Annotated in this window: 15 protein-coding genes; 13 read left to right on the top strand and 2 right to left on the bottom strand. The window is 63.2% G+C overall.

Features of this window, described 5'->3' with window-relative positions:
* Positions 1-157: 157 nt before the first annotated feature.
* From BLR03_RS21680 to BLR03_RS21650, 8 genes are all read left to right on the top strand, one after another.
* On the top strand, positions 158-628 hold the full coding sequence (locus BLR03_RS21680) for a MarR family winged helix-turn-helix transcriptional regulator (protein ID WP_091256414.1): 471 nt from the start codon (positions 158-160) through the stop codon (positions 626-628).
* Positions 629-913: 285 nt separating this feature from the next.
* On the top strand, positions 914-1,501 hold the full coding sequence (locus BLR03_RS21675; protein WP_091256412.1) for a recombinase family protein: 588 nt from the start codon (positions 914-916) through the stop codon (positions 1,499-1,501).
* On the top strand, positions 1,498-2,949 hold the full coding sequence (locus tag BLR03_RS21670) for a Mu transposase C-terminal domain-containing protein (protein ID WP_091256411.1): 1,452 nt from the start codon (positions 1,498-1,500) through the stop codon (positions 2,947-2,949). The genes BLR03_RS21675 and BLR03_RS21670 overlap by 4 nt, the downstream gene beginning before the upstream one ends.
* Positions 2,950-2,967: 18 nt before the next feature.
* Positions 2,968-3,858 carry an AAA family ATPase gene (locus tag BLR03_RS21665; RefSeq protein ID WP_091256409.1) on the top strand — a complete coding sequence of 297 codons (891 nt, stop codon included), beginning with the start codon at positions 2,968-2,970 and terminating at the stop codon, positions 3,856-3,858.
* Positions 3,859-4,038: 180 nt separating this feature from the next.
* Positions 4,039-4,620 carry a recombinase family protein gene (locus BLR03_RS21660; RefSeq protein ID WP_091256407.1) on the top strand — a complete coding sequence of 194 codons (582 nt, stop codon included), beginning with the start codon at positions 4,039-4,041 and terminating at the stop codon, positions 4,618-4,620.
* Between the two features lie 604 nt (positions 4,621-5,224).
* The gene (locus BLR03_RS21655) at positions 5,225-8,245 is read left to right on the top strand and encodes a DUF4268 domain-containing protein (protein WP_254788643.1); all 3,021 of its coding nucleotides are present in this window, start codon (positions 5,225-5,227) and stop codon (positions 8,243-8,245) included.
* A gap of 706 nt (positions 8,246-8,951) precedes the next feature.
* Positions 8,952-10,292 (top strand): ApeA N-terminal domain 1-containing protein, encoded by a 1,341-nt coding sequence (locus tag BLR03_RS24765; RefSeq protein WP_217639832.1) that lies wholly within the window; start codon positions 8,952-8,954, stop codon positions 10,290-10,292.
* Positions 10,289-10,927, top strand: a complete 639-nt coding sequence (locus tag BLR03_RS21650) for a site-specific integrase (RefSeq protein ID WP_217639831.1) — start codon at positions 10,289-10,291, stop codon at positions 10,925-10,927. Before BLR03_RS24765 ends, BLR03_RS21650 begins: the two co-directional genes overlap by 4 nt.
* 273 nt (positions 10,928-11,200) lie before the next feature.
* On the opposite strand, the gene BLR03_RS24190 is transcribed toward BLR03_RS21650, so the two are convergent.
* Positions 11,201-11,377, bottom strand: a complete 177-nt coding sequence (locus BLR03_RS24190) for an ABC transporter ATP-binding protein (protein WP_139184639.1) — start codon at positions 11,375-11,377, stop codon at positions 11,201-11,203.
* A gap of 77 nt (positions 11,378-11,454) precedes the next feature.
* Positions 11,455-12,075, bottom strand: a complete 621-nt coding sequence (locus BLR03_RS21645) for a TetR/AcrR family transcriptional regulator (protein WP_091256403.1) — start codon at positions 12,073-12,075, stop codon at positions 11,455-11,457.
* Positions 12,076-12,130: 55 nt separating this feature from the next.
* Between BLR03_RS21645 and BLR03_RS21640 the strand changes: the two genes are divergently transcribed.
* The 5 genes from BLR03_RS21640 to BLR03_RS21620 all read left to right on the top strand — a co-directional run bounded on the left by BLR03_RS21640 (position 12,131) and on the right by BLR03_RS21620 (position 17,043).
* Entirely contained in the window at positions 12,131-12,538 is a 408-nt protein-coding gene (locus BLR03_RS21640) for a nuclear transport factor 2 family protein (RefSeq protein ID WP_091256402.1), read from the top strand.
* Between the two features lie 65 nt (positions 12,539-12,603).
* Positions 12,604-13,353: an SDR family NAD(P)-dependent oxidoreductase gene (locus BLR03_RS21635; protein WP_091256400.1), complete on the top strand. Its 750-nt coding sequence runs from the start codon at positions 12,604-12,606 to the stop codon at positions 13,351-13,353.
* Positions 13,354-13,785: 432 nt separating this feature from the next.
* Positions 13,786-14,175 carry a plasmid mobilization relaxosome protein MobC gene (gene mobC / locus BLR03_RS21630; RefSeq protein WP_254788642.1) on the top strand — a complete coding sequence of 130 codons (390 nt, stop codon included), beginning with the start codon at positions 13,786-13,788 and terminating at the stop codon, positions 14,173-14,175.
* A gap of 3 nt (positions 14,176-14,178) precedes the next feature.
* Positions 14,179-15,819 carry a relaxase/mobilization nuclease domain-containing protein gene (locus BLR03_RS21625; RefSeq protein ID WP_091256398.1) on the top strand — a complete coding sequence of 547 codons (1,641 nt, stop codon included), beginning with the start codon at positions 14,179-14,181 and terminating at the stop codon, positions 15,817-15,819.
* Positions 15,820-15,843: 24 nt separating this feature from the next.
* Positions 15,844-17,043: a hypothetical protein gene (locus tag BLR03_RS21620; protein ID WP_091256396.1), complete on the top strand. Its 1,200-nt coding sequence runs from the start codon at positions 15,844-15,846 to the stop codon at positions 17,041-17,043.
* Positions 17,044-17,052: the final 9 nt, after the last annotated feature.

Raw genomic sequence — 17,052 nt, 5'->3', positions numbered from 1 at the left:
GATCTTGGGGATGCCCGCGCCCAGTGCGGCGAGGGCCAGTAGAGCGCTGAGAACGATGGCTGTGATGGGCACGGCAAAACCTCCAGGTAGTTTATGTGTTAACCAAACTGTAGGCACCAGATGGTTAACATGTCAACTATGGGGTAACGTGGCAGGTATGAGTGATCAACGTTGGCTGGACGACCGGGAGCAGCGTGCCTGGCGTAGCCTGATGACGATGCAGGCCGACCTGTCCCAGTACATCGAGCGGCAGCTGCGCCAGCGCAGCGGTCTGTCGAGCGCCGATTACCAGGTGCTGGCGCACCTGTCGGAGGCGCCGGACGGGCGGCTGCGGGCATTCATGCTCGGCGGCCTTCTGCGCTGGGAGAAGAGCCGGCTCTCGCAGCATCTGACCCGGATGGAAAAGCGCGGTCTCGTGGGCCGCGAACGCTGCGCGGCGGACCAACGCGGCGCCGTCCTGGTCATCACGCCGCAAGGTCGCGAGCTCATCGAGGCTGCCGCCGCGCCACACGTGAGCGACGTGCGCAAGGTTCTGATCGACCACCTCACGCCGGAGCAGCTCGACCTCATCTGCGGACTCGGCGACCAGGTGCGGGCCCGACTGGCAGAACTCGAACAGGAACCCTGAGCACCGCAGCTACCTCCATGCAGAGTTTCAGAACCGACTGCTACTTGCCGGCGAAAGCCCCGCCCTTACAGAAGACGGAGTGCACGGCTTGCCTCACTGACCTGCACGTGAGATGCGCCAATACCTTGTCTCAAAAACCAACAGCTTTTCAAGACACGGCCGTCGTGTCTTGGAGGGTCTAAGGAATCGGCGTCCTGCCGGGCCGCCCTGTGTCTTGTAAAGGTGTCTCACCGTGGATCGTCTCAGGCGGGTGCCGTCCGGGGGTTTCTGAGGCACAATGGCCGGGTGAGACATCTCGGGTATACGCGCGTGAGTACGTCGGGCCAGGACGCGAAGCTGCAGCTCGATGCACTGGTCGATGCCGGGGTTCAGAAACGCGATGTGTTCGCCGACGTCACGTCCGGGAGCAAGGCAGCCATTGAGCGGCCCGGGATGAAAAAGCTCCTCGCGTATGTTGAGCCGGGTGACACGGTCGTCGTGTGGCGGGTGGACCGGCTCGGCCGGTCCTTGATCGATGTGTTGAACACGGTAAACCTGCTGCGGGAACGCGGTGTGCTCCTGAGGTCCATTTCGGACGGTATTGACCCCACAACAACGTCGGGCCGCCTGATGCTGAACATGCTTGCGACTTTGGCCGAGTACGAGCGGGAGCTGATCGTCGAACGCGTGAACGCGGGCATTGCCGCGGCGCGGCAGGGCGGAACCCGGTTCGGCCGGCCCTTGTCCGACCCGCTCGTCATCGCCGACAAGCTCGCGATCGCCCAAGACGCCCGCGCGAAGGGACGCACCGCTGAGGAAGCGGCCCGCCTCGTCGGCTGGAGCCGCGCGACGCTCTACCGCCACCGGCAGGCGGCCGAAGACCGCCGGTCATGAAGCATCGGCTGTCGGCCGACGACCGGGCGGCGCTGCTCCGGCAGCACCTCGACGACGGAGTTCCCCTCGCCAGGATCTCCGGCCAGGCCGGCATCCCCCTCCGCACACTGCAGCGGTGGACGGCAGGATTCCGGGCCGGCGGCTCGGTCGAGGGCCTGGGCCGCCGGCCACGCTCGGACAAAGGGAGCCATTCGCTCCCGCCTGAGATCGTGGGTGCGATCGAAGGCCTCGCGCTCCGCCGGCCGGCGCCGACTATCGCGTTCATCCACCGGCGGATCAGTGCCGTCGCGCTCGACCGCGGTCTGCCCGCCCCCGGCTACTCGACGGTCCGGGCGGTCGTTGCCGCCATCGATCCCGGACTGCGAACCATCGCCCTCGAAGGCGACGCCGCGTACCGGGACCGGTTTGAGCTGGTGTACCGGCGCACCGCCAGCCGCGCGAACGAGCAGTGGCAGTGCGACCACACCGAGCTGGACATCGAGATCCTCGACGCCGCCGGCGCCCGCGCACGCCCGTGGCTGACTGTCGTCCTCGATGACTACTCCCGCGCCGTCGCCGGCTACACCGTGTTCACCGGTGCGCCGACCGCGCTCCAGACGGCACTGGCCCTTCACCAGGCCGTGCAGCGCAAGAACCATCCGACCTGGCCCGTCATGGGTCTGCCCGATCTCCTCTACAGCGATCACGGCGCCGATTTCACCAGCACCCACCTTGAACGGGTCTGCCTTGACACCCACATCCGCCTCATCCATTCCCTCCCCGGCGTACCTCAGGGCCGCGGGAAGATTGAGCGGTTCTACCGCACCCTCACCGAAGGGCTCCTGCCGCATCTGCCCGGCTTCATCCCGCACGGCACCCATGGGACCCCGGCGACACCACCGACGATGACCCTGGAGCAGCTCGACACCGTCCTCGAGCGGTTTATCGTTGACGAATACAACCAGCGCACGCACTCCGAAACCGGAGAGGTCCCCGCCGCACGCTGGCAGGCCGGCGGCTGGATCCCCAGAATGCCGGCCCGGCCCGAGGAACTTGACCTCCTGCTCCTGACCGTCGCACACCAGCGCATCGTCCACCGCGACGGCATCCACTTCAACGGCCTGCGCTACCTGGACCTCACACTCTCCGCCTACGTCGGCGAGACCGTCACCATCCGCTACGACCCCCGGGACATGGCCGAGATCCGTATCTGGCACCAGGACACCTTCATCTGCCGTGCCATCGCCCCGGAACTCGCCGCCGGTTCAGTCAGCTTCAAGCAGCTCAAGGCGGCCAGATCAGCACGCCGGAACGAACTGAAGAAACAGCTGCGCACCAAACTCAGCCTCGCCGACGCCCTCCCCGCCGACGACCGCTACGCGCCACCGGAAACTGCCGAACCCGCCCAAACCGGCGGGCAACCCGCGGATCCCAAACAGCACCGGCTCCGCACCTACGCCGAAGACTGACCCATGAGAGGAACGCCCATGGCCGCCAAGGACGAGAATGACGACGGACGCCGCTTCCTCTTCAACGATCTCGGCGAAATTTCCGCCGCCCCGCCGCCGGTCCCGCCCGACACACCGGCACTTCTCATCACCAAGGAGCACCGGCGCTTCACCGAATTCGCCACCGCGGTACGCACCAACCGCCACATCGGCGTCTGCTACGGACCGCCCGGCGTCGGCAAAACCCTCTCCGCACGCGCCTACGCCGGCGCGACCGAATGGGAACAATGGCAACGGACCGGTCAAACCAACACCGAGCCCGTCCCTGCCTGCGTGATCGAAGCCAGAACAGCATTCTGGACCCCCACCGTGACCATCAGCCCCCGGGAGATCGACCGGCAACTACCCCGGACGTGTCAAAGAATCTCCTGGGCAGCCGAATACGCCCGGGAAGGCAACATCGACGTCTTCGAGCACCGCGACTCCCGGGCATCCGGCCTGACCGAACTCCTCATCATCGACGAGGCCGACCGGCTCAAACCTCCAGCGCTCGAGCAAGTCAGGGACTACTACGACCGCCACACCATGGGCGTCATCCTTATCGGCATGCCCGGCATCGAAAAACGCCTCGCCCGCTACCCCCAGCTCTACAGCCGCATCGGCTTCGCCCACCACTACCGGACCCTCAGCACCGAGGAACTCACCTTCGTCCTGGCAAACCGCTGGCAGGAACTCGGCCTAACCATCGACCCCCACGACTTCACCGACGCCGAAGCCGTCGCCGCCGTCGCCCGGATCACCAACGGCAACTTCCGGCTCATCCAGCGCCTCTTCACTCAAATCACGCGCATCCGCGACATCAACCAGCTCAACAGCATCACCAAGGAAGTCGTAGAAGCAGCCCGCGAAACCCTGCTCATCGGCACCTGACCGCGCCATATAACGCCGCGAAATACACGCCAAATACCGCGGAGAATTACAGGCAGTGCCCTAAATTTTGTGGAATTGAACGAATTCTTGCACGGCCGGTGAGTCTCGTAACTATGTCTCGAAAGCTTCTGGTTAAATCGGTGTATTCACCCTTAGTTACGAGACACGTCGGAGCTGCCCATGACGAAACTGATCGGCTATGCACGTGTTTCGACGCGGCAGCAGTACACCGACCGGCAGCAGGCGGACCTCATGGCCGCCGGCGTCCGCCGCGATGACCTCTATGTGGATCACGGTGTATCCGGGGCGCGAGCTTCACGACCCCAGTTCGATCGAGCACTCGAGGCGCTGATCGACGGGGACACCCTCGTCATCACGACACTGGACCGGCTTGGACGATCCACACAGAACATGCTTGCCTTCGCCGACGAACTCCGCGGTCGAGGCGCGGGTCTGCGCGTACTGAACCTCGGCGGCAGCGACGTCGACACCGCAACACCCATGGGCTCGATGCTGTTCACGATCATGGCCGCCCTCGCGCAAATGGAACACGAAATCAAACGCGAACGCGTCACCGACTCCATCAACAAACGCCGAGAAGCCGGAAAGGACCTCGGCGGCCGACCCCGCCGCGTCACCGACAGTCAGATCCGAAGCGCTGTCCGCCTATTAGAAGGCGGCGAACCCGCCGCGCAGGTTGTCCGCGATCTCGGAATGTCCCGAGCAACGTTCTATAGACGGTCGCGAGCACTCAAGGACTAGCCGCATCGCACCATTCTCTCTGGAGGCGAGATCAAGCGATCACGGAACGCCGCGAAGGAGCGATTAAATCCACCATGCCAACGGTGCGAAAACCGCCAAACTGAGCTGTGAAAAACCGCCAATCCGAACTAACAGTCACATGTATGGGATTTTTCGCGGCGGGGGAGCGGGTCGAGGATGTCGCGGTGGGGGACCGGCTAACGGGCGGACCCTGGACGCCCCACCAAGCCTCTACGAGTGGCCCGTTACCGCACCCGTTAGGGAGTTTATTGACGCGAGCCTACAGCACAGAGTGCAGCCCTGGGGAGCCGGGGGCGCGAAGATGGCGGTGTAAACCGCAGGAGTGGTGCAGCTGGAGCAGGCCTAGACCGCGGCACTGGAGGCGGCCAGGGAGAAAGCGGAGGCCCTTACTAGATTGGCGGCAGCAGAAAGCGCGGGCCGGCACTCTGCAACAGGCACACGATGCGTTGCTGCAGCGCATCACGCCTGAGGCCACTCCGGGCGCCGAACACCCCGGTCTCAATGAGAGTCACTCTTCGTGAAATGAGCCGGGTGACCTCTCCATGTAGTCTCGTTCCATTATCAAAACCCCAGGGAGGCATTTGTGGTTCGAGCGGAGAACGGGACGCTCGCGGGTGTTCTGGAGGGCAAGAAGCAGTACCAGGTCCCGCTCTACCAACGCGTGTATTCGTGGGGCAAGAAGCAGCTCGACCAACTGTGGTCGGACGTCGTCGAGTTGGAGCGTACTCTTGGCGACGACCCGAAGGCCTCACACTTCATCGGCTCCCTCGTGCTGGCGAGCAGTCCTGATTTCGGCGCCATCGGCGTCAACAAGTTCCTTGTCGTCGACGGCCAGCAGCGGCTGACCACGCTGACTCTTCTTCTGGCTGCTCTCCGCGATCATTTGATCGAGACCGGGCAAGCCGACCGGGCGAACGGCATTGACGCACAGTACCTAATTAACGTCTTCGACGGCGGCAAGCCGCTTAAGGTCATGCCGACACAGTCAGATCGGCCCGCTTACATGGCGGTACTCAATCGTGCGCCGCAGGCTGGCGGGGAGGACGCCGTCGGAGACGCCTACCGCTTCTTCCGTGCGAAGATCGCCGCGGCCGGAGACCCGGATGATCCGCATGACCTGGAGCTGCTCGAAGCCGCCGTGGTCCGCGGTCTCGCGCTCGTCGTCGTGACTGCGGAGCCGTCCGACAACGCACACCGCATTTTTGAGTCGCTGAACAACACGGGCCTACGCCTGACGCAAAGTGATCTGCTCAAGAACTATTTGTTCATGCGGCTCGGTGACCGGGCAGAGATGGTCCATGAGAACATTTGGCTTCCGCTGGAGAGGAAGCTCGACTCAGAGAATCTCGAGTTGTTGTTCTGGCTCGACCTCGCTCAGCGTGACGAACGTGCGAAGCAGTCGGATACCTATGTCGGACAGCAGCATCGGCTCGAGAGACTGAAGAGCATCGATGAGTTAGAGGCTGAAGTGATCCGCATCGCCAAGCTGGGTGACGTGCTCGCGACGATTCTCACGCCTGCGGGGGAGAGGCACGCGGAGATTCGCCGTCGCCTCACCCGGATCAGGGCTTGGGGCTCGACGACCGCGTATCCGGTGGTGATGCAGATCCTCGCCCGGCGTGCTGCCGGCACGGCTGCTGACGATGAAGTTGTGCGGGCGTTGACTTACCTGGAGTCGTACTTCGTGAGGCGCATCGTGATCGGGCGGGCCACCGCAAATCTGAACCGAACGCTGCTCCAGGCTGTAGGTGCGATCAGTGATGCGGACCGCATCGACGTGGCGCTGCGAGAGTACCTGTCCCGCGGCCGGAAGCATTTTGCGACCGACCTCCAGGTTCGCGAGGCCGCCAACACGATCGCGTTCTACTGGCAGGGCCGCGGACCGCAAAAAAAGCTCATCCTGCAGTGGCTCGAAGAGGCCTACCGCCCGAAGGAGATCGTCGAGCTCGACCCTAAGCATCTGACGATTGAGCATGTGTTGCCACAGACGATGACTGAATCCGTGCGCAAGACCTTCGCCGCGGGGTTCAGCGCCGATGCGGACATCGACTACGAACACGAGCGGGCCGTGCATACGATCGGCAACCTCACTCTGAGCGGGTACAACAGCGAACTCAGCAACAAGCCGTTCGAGGAGAAGCGCGACATGCTGGCCAAGAGCGGGGTATCGATGAACCAAGCCATCGCTGCGCACGGCACATGGGGCGTCGAGGAGATCAACACCCGTAGCGCTGAATTAGCAGAGAAGATCATTGAGCTGTGGCCGGGCCCGGACGAGAGCATCATCGCAGTCGGCGACGAGCCATCAGCGCTGCGCAGCCAAATTGCTGCGATCGTCGCCGAGATCCCTGCAGGGCGCTGGACTTCGTACGGCGACGTCGCGATCGTGGCAGGCACCTGGGCTCAACCGTTGGCCGCGATTATTGCGAACTACTCAATGGCCAACGCCTGGAGAGTCTTGCAGAGCGGCGGGACGATCTCATCTGGTTTCCGCTGGACCGAGCCCGGCCGCAACGATGACCCACGAGTGGCGCTTGAGGAAGAGGGGCTCCGGTTTGATGCAGAAGGGCATGCGGACCCCGAGCAGTTCATCGGCGCTGAAGAGCTCGCCGAAGCGGCCGGTCTTGACGTCGACGAGGAGGCGATGGCGGCCCGCCGCAAGAAGATGAACGGTCCCGCTCGGACCGGAAGCAGAGTGTCAGTGAAGGACGCCCAGCTTGCGTTCTTCGAACGGGTACGCGACTACGGCCTGGCGAATGCGACCCACATCAGTGCCTGGCGCAAGCCCGCCCCGCAGCACTGGTACGACGTCGGCATCGGAGACTCCCGTGCGGTGATCTCCCTCCAGGCCAACTCGCAGAAGAAGCTCGTCACAACGATCTTCTGGATCAACCACGACAAAGACCTCTACGCGAAGCTGCTGGCCCAGCGCGACGCCATCGAAACAGACCTCGGTTGCGTCCTCGACTGGGACGACAAGCCCGACCGCAAGGCATCCAAGCTCGTTATCAGCCGTCCGGGCGACTTCCAGGATGAGTCTCAGTCACAAGAACTAGTCGAGTGGCTCGTGGCTACGGGGGACACGTTCGCGCGCGTCTTGTCGAAGTACCTGGGGACTGCCGCAAGGTCTGCGCCGGTCAGCCCGGGCCTATCTATGTGGGATGAAGATACTATTCGTTCCTGGATGCGAGAGCACGACCCGGATAATGTCGACCGGCTGGATTTTTTCTTGACGACGGCACGTTCGGCAGGATTGACGTTCTCCGGATCCAGGGCGATCAACCCCGCGGGGAGCCTGGCGATCTTTCACCACGGAACGCGCCTGGGAACCGTGTCCTTCTCCTACTTCAGCGCCCAGGGAACATCGGTGGAGTTCAACTTCCGGCGGATGTCGAAGATGTCTGAGGAACAATGGCCCGACGCCGCGGTGCTGGATTCGTTTCTCCGTCAGCTGGCCGGTACCCCGGGACTCCAGGATGTCGCAGCGAGCCTCCTTTCCAGCCGGTTTGACAGCCGAAGGCCGAATGTACCGCTGTCGGTCCTCTCGATGGATTCCCTCGAGAAAGCCGTCGACGCCCTGGCCACCCTTACCGGCACACAATAAAGAGCCCCGACGCCCTGAACCCGGTTGCGAGGAGGCTCCCGGGTCACCGCGCCCGACGACGGCGCCCGGGACGACGAGACTCATGTTGGCCCTCTTCGCGCGGGTACCAGCGGGGGATCGACGAATGCGACTGTGCCTCGCGGCGCCGTGACGCTTCTGTCTAGTGGATATCGATAGGGACAGCTGAGGCTTTTATTCGACACCGCGCTACATGGCTACAACCTGCCACTCAGAACACTGCTGTCAGGTTTCATGGCTGTGAGTCATGTAGTCAGACGCCGGCGCCCAGAAGGTCCGCCGGCTGCTTGGTTGGTGGACTGCAGCAGCGTTGAAACGCGTGCGGAGCCGATCAGCTTCGTCTTCGGCTCCGCCGATGTCTCGAAACTAACGATGACCACATCGACTCAGCCGCAAAGTTTCGAAACGTAGTTACGGGGACCGTCGGCCGCGGATGAGCCCACACCATTCCGCGGAAATTAGAGCACGGCCGCCGCAGCGATCGCCGGCAATGAGACGCCTCGTATCTCAAGGGTTATGCGACGCCGACGATGGTGCGGATAAGGTGACCTCGCGAGGGCATGTTGACCCGGCGCGCTATCCGGGCCAAGTAAGCCAAACAGGCCTGACTTATTCGACGCGGCACGCGTTCCGGATCGCCATTGGGGGTGATCCCTCACCACGGAGTCGATTAGCGGACAATCTCCCTATGACCAACGAACTAAAAATCGGTGACCGCCGTCATGGCAGCCTCTTCGACGAAGACCCAAACACTCCGGACATCAGCGCAACCATCGAACGCTCGGAAAAAGGGATCTATGTCTCGATGCGCTGGGACTCAGAGAAGAATCCCCAGTATGGCCGATGGTTCACGAACGACGCCTTCTACCCAGACCAAGACTCTAACCGCGCGCTGCCCGACCCTGAGTGTCCCTCCGAACTCATCTTCCGTGACTCGCACGGGCCGATTACCCTCGTCGGATGCCGCTCTGACGGCTATGACACCAATCTCTTCATCGGCACCGGACGGATAAATGTCGGCGCTGCAATCCTCGGGGCCTCAAGCTTGTCGTACGCAAAAATAAACGGGCTGCAGTGTGAAGTGTCGGGGCTGCGCTCCTGGCTCGGAACAACGAGCATCCATCAGACGCGCACATTCGTCGAGGAAACTGGAAGGCAGCAGATAGACATCAACCTACTTTCCCCCGGACCAATCAACATTCCCGATTCTGGCCTTACGCTTCGCCCCACATATACGAAGTCAAGGACCCTGCATTCACTAGAAATCCGAGATTCAGTCCGTTTGGAGCATAGAACAGAATATGAATCGTCCTGGCGTACCCATTTCGGCGCACTGCGAGCCCTCCGTGACCTTCTGGCCGTATCGCGCTGGCGTTCAGAATCCTTGATCGCGGAGCGAGTGATGCGCTCCGACTACCCGTTGCAAGGACCCACCGGCAACGCCGGAACGCGCGAGCAATGGTTGGAGGTCATCGACGACACTTCATCATTGCCCGTAGAAGAAACGCCAAGAACTGCACACCTCATTGAATACGCGGAGCTGGGACCCGAAGGAATCTCCCGCTGGATACAGCTCAGAGAGGACTTCTCTCGCGCCTTTGACCCCGCCATTTCCAGTCTCTACCTGGAGAATCTATCCACAGAGGTACGCCTGACGCAGGTGGCAATCGGTCTGGAGGCCTTGGGATATCTGATCGCCGTTCGGGATGACGGAACGTCCGAATCCACGGCCAACCGAATGAACTTCAAGACGCGGCTTAATCGCATCGTGCAAGACCTGGATGGAGTTCTCCCTTTCGTCAAGGCCAACGCCGACTGGTCCCAAAATATCGCCGACGCATACAACGCCCTTAAGCACGTCAACCGGGCCGCACCCCAACCGGTCGACGTTGCCAATGGGTGGCGTGAATGTGTGCTGCTCTTACGGGCTTGGATTGCAAGCGAGCTCGGTGTAGAGCACGCGATTCTCACCCAACGCGTCCTCGAAGACGCTTACATTCGCCCATTTGTTGCCATCGAAAGGATATGACCCACCCGCCGAGCAGCACACCTGGTTGCGGGTGGGTCAGGATCGCCATACGCGACGCGATTAACAGAGCTGGCCTCAAAGACGAGAACGGTGACGAATGCAAATTCACTCCACACGATTTCCGAAGACTGTTTGCCACATCGGCCCTGTCTTCAGGGCTGCCCATACACATTCTGGCCAAGCTAATGGGCCATCAAAACATCTCCACAACCCAGGGCTATGCAGCCATTCACGACGAGGATACCCTCCGGCATTTCAGAAGCTTCCTCGACAGGCGCAGGGCACTGCGGCCACCCGATGACTACCTTGAACCCAGTGACGCTGAGATCCAGGACTTCCACGAACACTTCAAAAAGAGAAAGGTCGAACTGGGCAGCTGCGGACGAGCTTACGGAACACCCTGCATCCACGAACATGCCTGCATCCGATGCCCGGTACTCCGTCCCGATCCAACACAACGCCCCCGCCTGGAAGAACTGATTGAAGCCCTCGAAAGCCGGAAGGACGAAGCCGAACAACGAGGATGGCTGGGCGAACTGGAAGGCATAGAAATCAGCCTCAACGCCGCGCGGGAGAAGCTAAGCCAGATGGTGAGGCAGGTATCGCTCGGAATGCCGGCCGTCCCATCATCCTGAGACAGACATCCGCTCGTCAGACCTAAGGCAAGGTATCCGTCTTCTGCTGCTCGGAAGACAGCGACTCCAAGGCCAGGTAACGCATCACCAAGGCGGCTGAAATGAGACCCGCCGAGAGCGGCAAGCGACCTGTGCCGCCAATACCAACCGTTGACGGCAGTAGTCCGGGCGGAACCCCCACCGCTCCGCAAGGCCCCCACCCCACTCACCACGAGCAAGGCCGGAACCTTCCAAACGTCGGGCGGTCCGCCGCAGGGCGAACCCAAGCAGCCACTAACCGGCGGCGGACCGCCGTTCACGCACCAAGGCCGCGCTGCCGGCGAACCAAACGCCCATCGCGGTCTTGGCCGCGAAGTACACGGCAAAGACCGCGCACTCGATCTGCAGCAGGGCGATCGCCATCATGACGGCGCCCAATTCCAGGATGTAGCCGTTGTTCGCCCTTGCCACCCTTTATCGATGATGTCCGCGTCAAGGGTTGGCAGGTAGGGACGAGATGGACGCTGTCCGCAAATGTGGTGCGAGGGTCAATTTACGTCAGGAGGCTGGGACGTTGGTTCGTTTGCTGCGACCACGTTATCGAGTGCTGCCATGGCGATACTCGTCAGCTCTGCGCGCGAGATACCCGCCTGACCGATGACTTCCATGCCACGGGTCAGCACGAGGAAGAATGAAGCCAACCCGTCGAGGTCCGCGGACTCGGCCAGCTCCCCGCTGGCCTGAGCGTCCGCCAAGCAGCTGCGATAGATGGCGCGCAACTCCTGAAAGGCGTGCAGGGCAGAGTGCGCCACATCAGTATCGCGGTCCGCGAGTTCTACCGTGGCCTTCATCAACAGCGCCGGTTTGCTGCTGCCCGCACTGAAAGTGATGGCCAACTTGAGCAGGTGGGCACGGATTCTCTCCAATGGAGTTCCTCTGTCGGAGCCAAGGGCTTCATCAACTGCAGCTACGGCATCCGCCGCATCGGAGGTCAACGCCCGGAGGAAGAGCTCCCGCTTGCCTTCGAAGGCGTTGTACAGGCTTTGCTTGCCAATACCAGTGGCACGCACAAGGTCATCCATGGTGGTACCGCCGTACCCGTTCGAGGAGAATGCTTCCCCCGCCAAAGCTACGACGTCACGCTCTTGGAACTTTCTTGGCCTGCCCATGGTGCCACTTTAGCCGTTATTGACAGGTTGGTCCAAAATCCCTATATTTGACCAAATGGAACAAAATCGCGAAGTAACCAAATCCTTGATTACCAACTTCCTCCAGACCGTTGGTGCCGGGGACGCCGACGCCGCAGCAGGCCTGTTCAGCGAGGTCATTGACTGGAACGTTCCGGGCAACCCGGCCCTCCGCTGGATTGGAGCCCGATCGGAAAAATCGCAGGTGGCGGACTACTTCCGCACCATGTGGTCCCAGTTCGCCGGCCCGGGTACAGCCGCGGTGCACTCCGTCTTGGTGGATGGTGCCCACGCCGTGGTTCTGGCCACGATCGGCAACGCGTCCGCGTCCACCGGCCGGCCTTTTGAAACCGCTGTCGCCATGCACTTCCGCGTTGACGACGGCAAGATCACCAAGCTGCACCTGTACGAAGACTCCTGGGCAGTCAGCAACGCCTTCGCCTGAGCTTCTTCATGCCTGCGGAGCTCCCGCCGCCTAAGTCGCACCTACTAACCAAGGAACTGAGCACAATGTCCGTAAACACCAGCCTCGCCGGCAAGACCGCCCTCGTCACCGGAGGGTCCCGCGGAATCGGAGCCGGGATTGCCCGCTCCCTTGCCGAAGAGGGTGCCACCGTCGCCGTGACCTACTGGTCCTCCCCAGAGGCCGCCGAAGCCGTTGTAGCCGACATCACCGCAGGGGGAGGCAAAGCCTTTGCCGTTCACGCGAACAACGCGGACTCAACCGCGGCCCGCCAAGGGGTGCGCGACGCCGTCGACGCCCTCGGCTCCCTCGACATCCTGGTCAACAACGCCGGCGGCGGATGGTTTGAGCCGTTTACGGAAACCCCTGACGAACACATAGAAGCGACACTGAATCTGAACGTCCGCGGCACGATGTACGCCACCCAGGAGGCTCTCAAGCACCTGCCGGACGGTGGAAGGATCATCACCATCGGCAGCATCAGCGCCGAGAGCCTTCCCTTCCCCGGCGGGGCTGTCTACGGAATGAGCAAGGCCGCGCTGGTCGGCTTCACCAAAGGGCTCGCCCGCGACCTGGGCCAGCGCGGCATTACCGCCAACATCATCCAGCCCGGCCCCATCGATACAGAAGGCAACCCGTCCGACGGCAACCTGGGCGAATTCTTCGCCGAACTGACCGCCGTCAAACGCTTCGGCACGCCCGCCGATGTTGGCGCCATGGTGGCCTGGGTCGCCAGTGACGCAGCGAACTTCGTAACAGGCTCAGTTCTCACCACCGACGGTGGCTGGACCGCTTAACACTCTGTTCGAGAGCCGGCAGGGGCAGGATGTCAGCCACGCACACGATAGACGGGCGGCCCAGCATCTCCCCGCCCATCACCGAGTACGGCGAGCTCAAGGCCAACGTGGACAAGCCTACGTTGAGATCTATCCAAGCCTCCGTGATCCTTGACCAAGTTAGTCCGGAGAAGATACACCGCCAGCGCCGTGGAGCAGATCATCATCGACAAGCACACCACCGACACCGAGTAATGTGAGAAGTGAGCCGGGTGGCTGATCCCCCAATGCAGCCGCTCGGCCACTCACCCCAGCAGGGCGGAGAACCTCCCGGACATCGGGTGTAAATGGCCTGTCGCTCACGCGCCTGCGGCGGTTTGCTTGACACACTCGTTGGTGTGGTCCCCGGTTTCGGGGTCGCTGCGCTGGGCTGTTGAGGGGTTGGGGGAGTGCGTGACTGAACAGAATGAGTCCCGTCCGCGCCTGACCAAGCGCCGCCGGGAGAATTCGCCGGCGGGGACGAAGAAGCGCCGCGAGGTGTGGGTCACCGTGGAGGAAGAAGCCGCACTGGTTGCCAGGGCCGAGAGGGAGAAGGTCACCGTCCCGAACCTCTTGATTTCAACGGCGCTGTCGGAGCACTCTGAATCACCGACGGAACACCGCGCCATCGCAGCGGAGCTCATGTCTTTGCACAACTTGCTGGCCCGTTCGTCCAACAACATCAACCAGCTCGCACGGCAGGCCAATGCGACCAGCGAGTTCCCCGCTGAAGCCCGTGAAGCGCTGAAGCACATCCGCACTGTGGCCATGCGCATCGACGATGCCATTGACGGGCTGATGTAGCCCATGATTCCGAACATCACGCGCGGTTCGCGCATGGGCGGGCTCATGGTTTACCTGGCCTCGACCGACGCGAACAAGACGAAGAACGCCCACACCGATCCCCATCTGGTCGCAGGGGATGCTGCGATCATGGCGTGGTACGACGACGGCGTGCTGGACCGCGATGACGCCGTCGCGATCGCGAAGCACCTGGACCGGCCGCGCAAGATGTTTGGTGCTTCGGTTCAGATCAAGGACATGCAGTGGGACGCGGCCAAGAAGGAACGCGTTCACGTCGGGTACAAGGACGCCAGCGTGTGGCACTGCTCGCTGAGCCTGCGCGCCGAAGAGGGCGCGCTGACGGATCAGCAGTGGGGCGATATCGCGAACGACTTTGTGGACGCGATGGGCTTCACCGAGGCCAGCGGCAAGGCACGGTGCCGGTGGGCCGCGGTGAACCACGGCACGAGTGAGAACGGCAACCACCACATCCACATCGCCGTCTCGCTGGTTCGCGAAGACGGCACCAAGGCATCCACCCATGGTGACTACAAGAAGGCGCAACAGACCTGCCGCGAGTTGGAGGCCAAGTACGGGCTGGAAGAGCTCTCCACGGTGCACGCCAGCCGGGGCTACGACCGGGCCGAGAAGGCCACCGCCATCCGGGACGACCGCGAAATGCACCGGTACTCTTTGGCCCGGAAAGTCCGGGCCAGCGCCAGCGCCTCCGGGTCCGAGGCGGAGTTCGTCCGCCGGGCCCGCGACACCGGCATGCTGGTCCGTCCGCGCTACGCGAAGAACACCACCGACGTCATTGTCGGGTACTCCGTGGCCGAACGCCCCGCCCGCGGGGAGCGTCCGATTTGGTTCGGCGGCGGCACGCTCGCCTCCGACCTGAAACTCGGTGCCCTCCGGGAGGAATGGCCCGACACCCCGCACCTGGCCACGGAAGCCGCAGCCGAATGGAACGCAGCGGCCCGGAACCGGCGCACGGTCTCCAAGACCGGCCCCGAGAACGCAACACCGCCGGCGGAGGCGTGGGTGGAATACACCCGCAACGCGGCCGCACTCGCTGATCAGCTGCGCACCATTCCGCATGATGATCACGCGACCTGGGCGAAGGCGGCGAGGGACGTATCCGGAGCGTTCGCGGCATGGTCCTACCGGCTCGAACCGACGCCCGGTCCTTTGGCGGCCACCGCCGCCGAGCTGTCACGCACCGCCCAGCTCCGGACACCACGCCAGCACAGCAAACCCGTCGCTCTCCCGTCCATTGCCGGTACGGCCATGTTGTTCATGGCCGCGGCCAGCAAGAACAAAACCGCGGCGCAAACGGCGTTGATGGTGCAGCTGATCAACACGGCCTTCGCCGTGTATGAAATGCATGCCCAGTCCGGGAGGACCCGGGAGGCACAGCGCATCCGGTCCGTGGTCGAGCAACAGCTGGCCCCGTTCACCGGGACCATGCCCAAGCCGGTTTCGGTCGGTGCCGGGCAGCAGCCAGCCCCCGACGCGGGACTACCGCCGCGGGCGATTGATATCGCCCGGCGCGGCATGGTCCCCATCCGTCCCGGATCAGTAGTGCCCACGACGCCAACACCGGCGACGCCGGCGAAGATCTTCCAGCCCAGCCGCCGCGACTCCGGGCCGGGCCTCGACCGATGAAACACCAACTGCAAGGGGAACACGATGAGTGAATCAGATGGAATGGATGACGTCCTGGATGGCGGGCTGCGGCAGTCGCTGATGATCGCCTCACGCATTGCCGAGACACTGGCGCGCCGGCGCCTGGAGAGCCAGCGCCAGATCGAACACCAGGACGTTCAGGCAGCGCACGAAGCCCGGGCACGCCTCGCTGCTGAACGCAGCACCGCACGCGCAGCGCTGGCACCCGTGGATAAAGATCAGTGGTGGGACAACGCCCGGCCTCATGACATCGCTACGGCCCACGCCGTCGCAGAAGGCTGGAAGGACCACGACCCGGCCGCCCTCACAGCATCAGAGAAAATCCGCCAGGAAGTCCTCACCCGCTATGGCATCGACACCCGCGACGTCGGCACAGACGCCGCGTACCTGGCATCCGGCATCGAAACCATCGCCGCAGAACAGGCACGCCGCGCCGCAGTCGCCGAGCACCGGAAGGCCATGGCCCTCATCGCCGCGGCCCAGGCCGAAGAACTCCGGACCAAGGCCCGGACACTGGCATCGGAAATGGAGCGGCACCAGGTGCCTGTCGAATACCTGAGCAACCCCGCTCTGTCGGCGGCGCTGCACAGCGCCCAAGACGCCACGACACCGGCGGCCATCGAGGCCGCCGACACCGCGGTGAAGGAACGCCTGTACCTGATCGGCAAAGACGGCATCAACGGACCCACGATCGAGCAGTTGCGCGAAGAAACCACGGCGAACTTCAACGGTGCAGGCGACCGACACTTCAAGGACGCTACGTTCGTGGACGCCGCCAAGGAATGGCACGAAGCGAAACTCCTCGCCGAGGGCGGCTTCAAAGGCTCCCAGGAGCAGCCGCTGGAACAGCGCTACGAACGCACCGAAGCCGAACTCTTCGCACGCATCGAAGCCATGGGCCGTGAACTGGAAACCCGGGTCACCGGCGACGACAACAGCAAACGCCTGCAAGACCAGGGCCGGAAGGCCGAAACCAGCTCAGGCGCTGAATACGGTTCCGCCGACCATCACCAGGCGTTCGCCGCCTCACTCTTCGGAACTGCCAGCGAGGAACGCATCAAGGGACGCCTCGCCGCTGCCCGCAGCGAGGGCACCCACCCCAGCGCCGCACTCGTCACCGGTAAAGCGCCGGCGAAGCCACAAAAGACAAGCCGGGGAGCAGCAATGGGGGCGCCGAAATCCAGGAGCGGTCCCAGCCGCTAGTGGCTCCCT

Origin of the sequence: Arthrobacter sp. ok909 (genome assembly GCF_900104405.1) — a bacterium.
Lineage (GTDB): Bacteria > Actinomycetota > Actinomycetes > Actinomycetales > Micrococcaceae > Arthrobacter > Arthrobacter humicola.
Note: the sequence above shows the minus strand (reverse complement) of the source record. Positions and strands in the feature narration are given on the sequence as shown.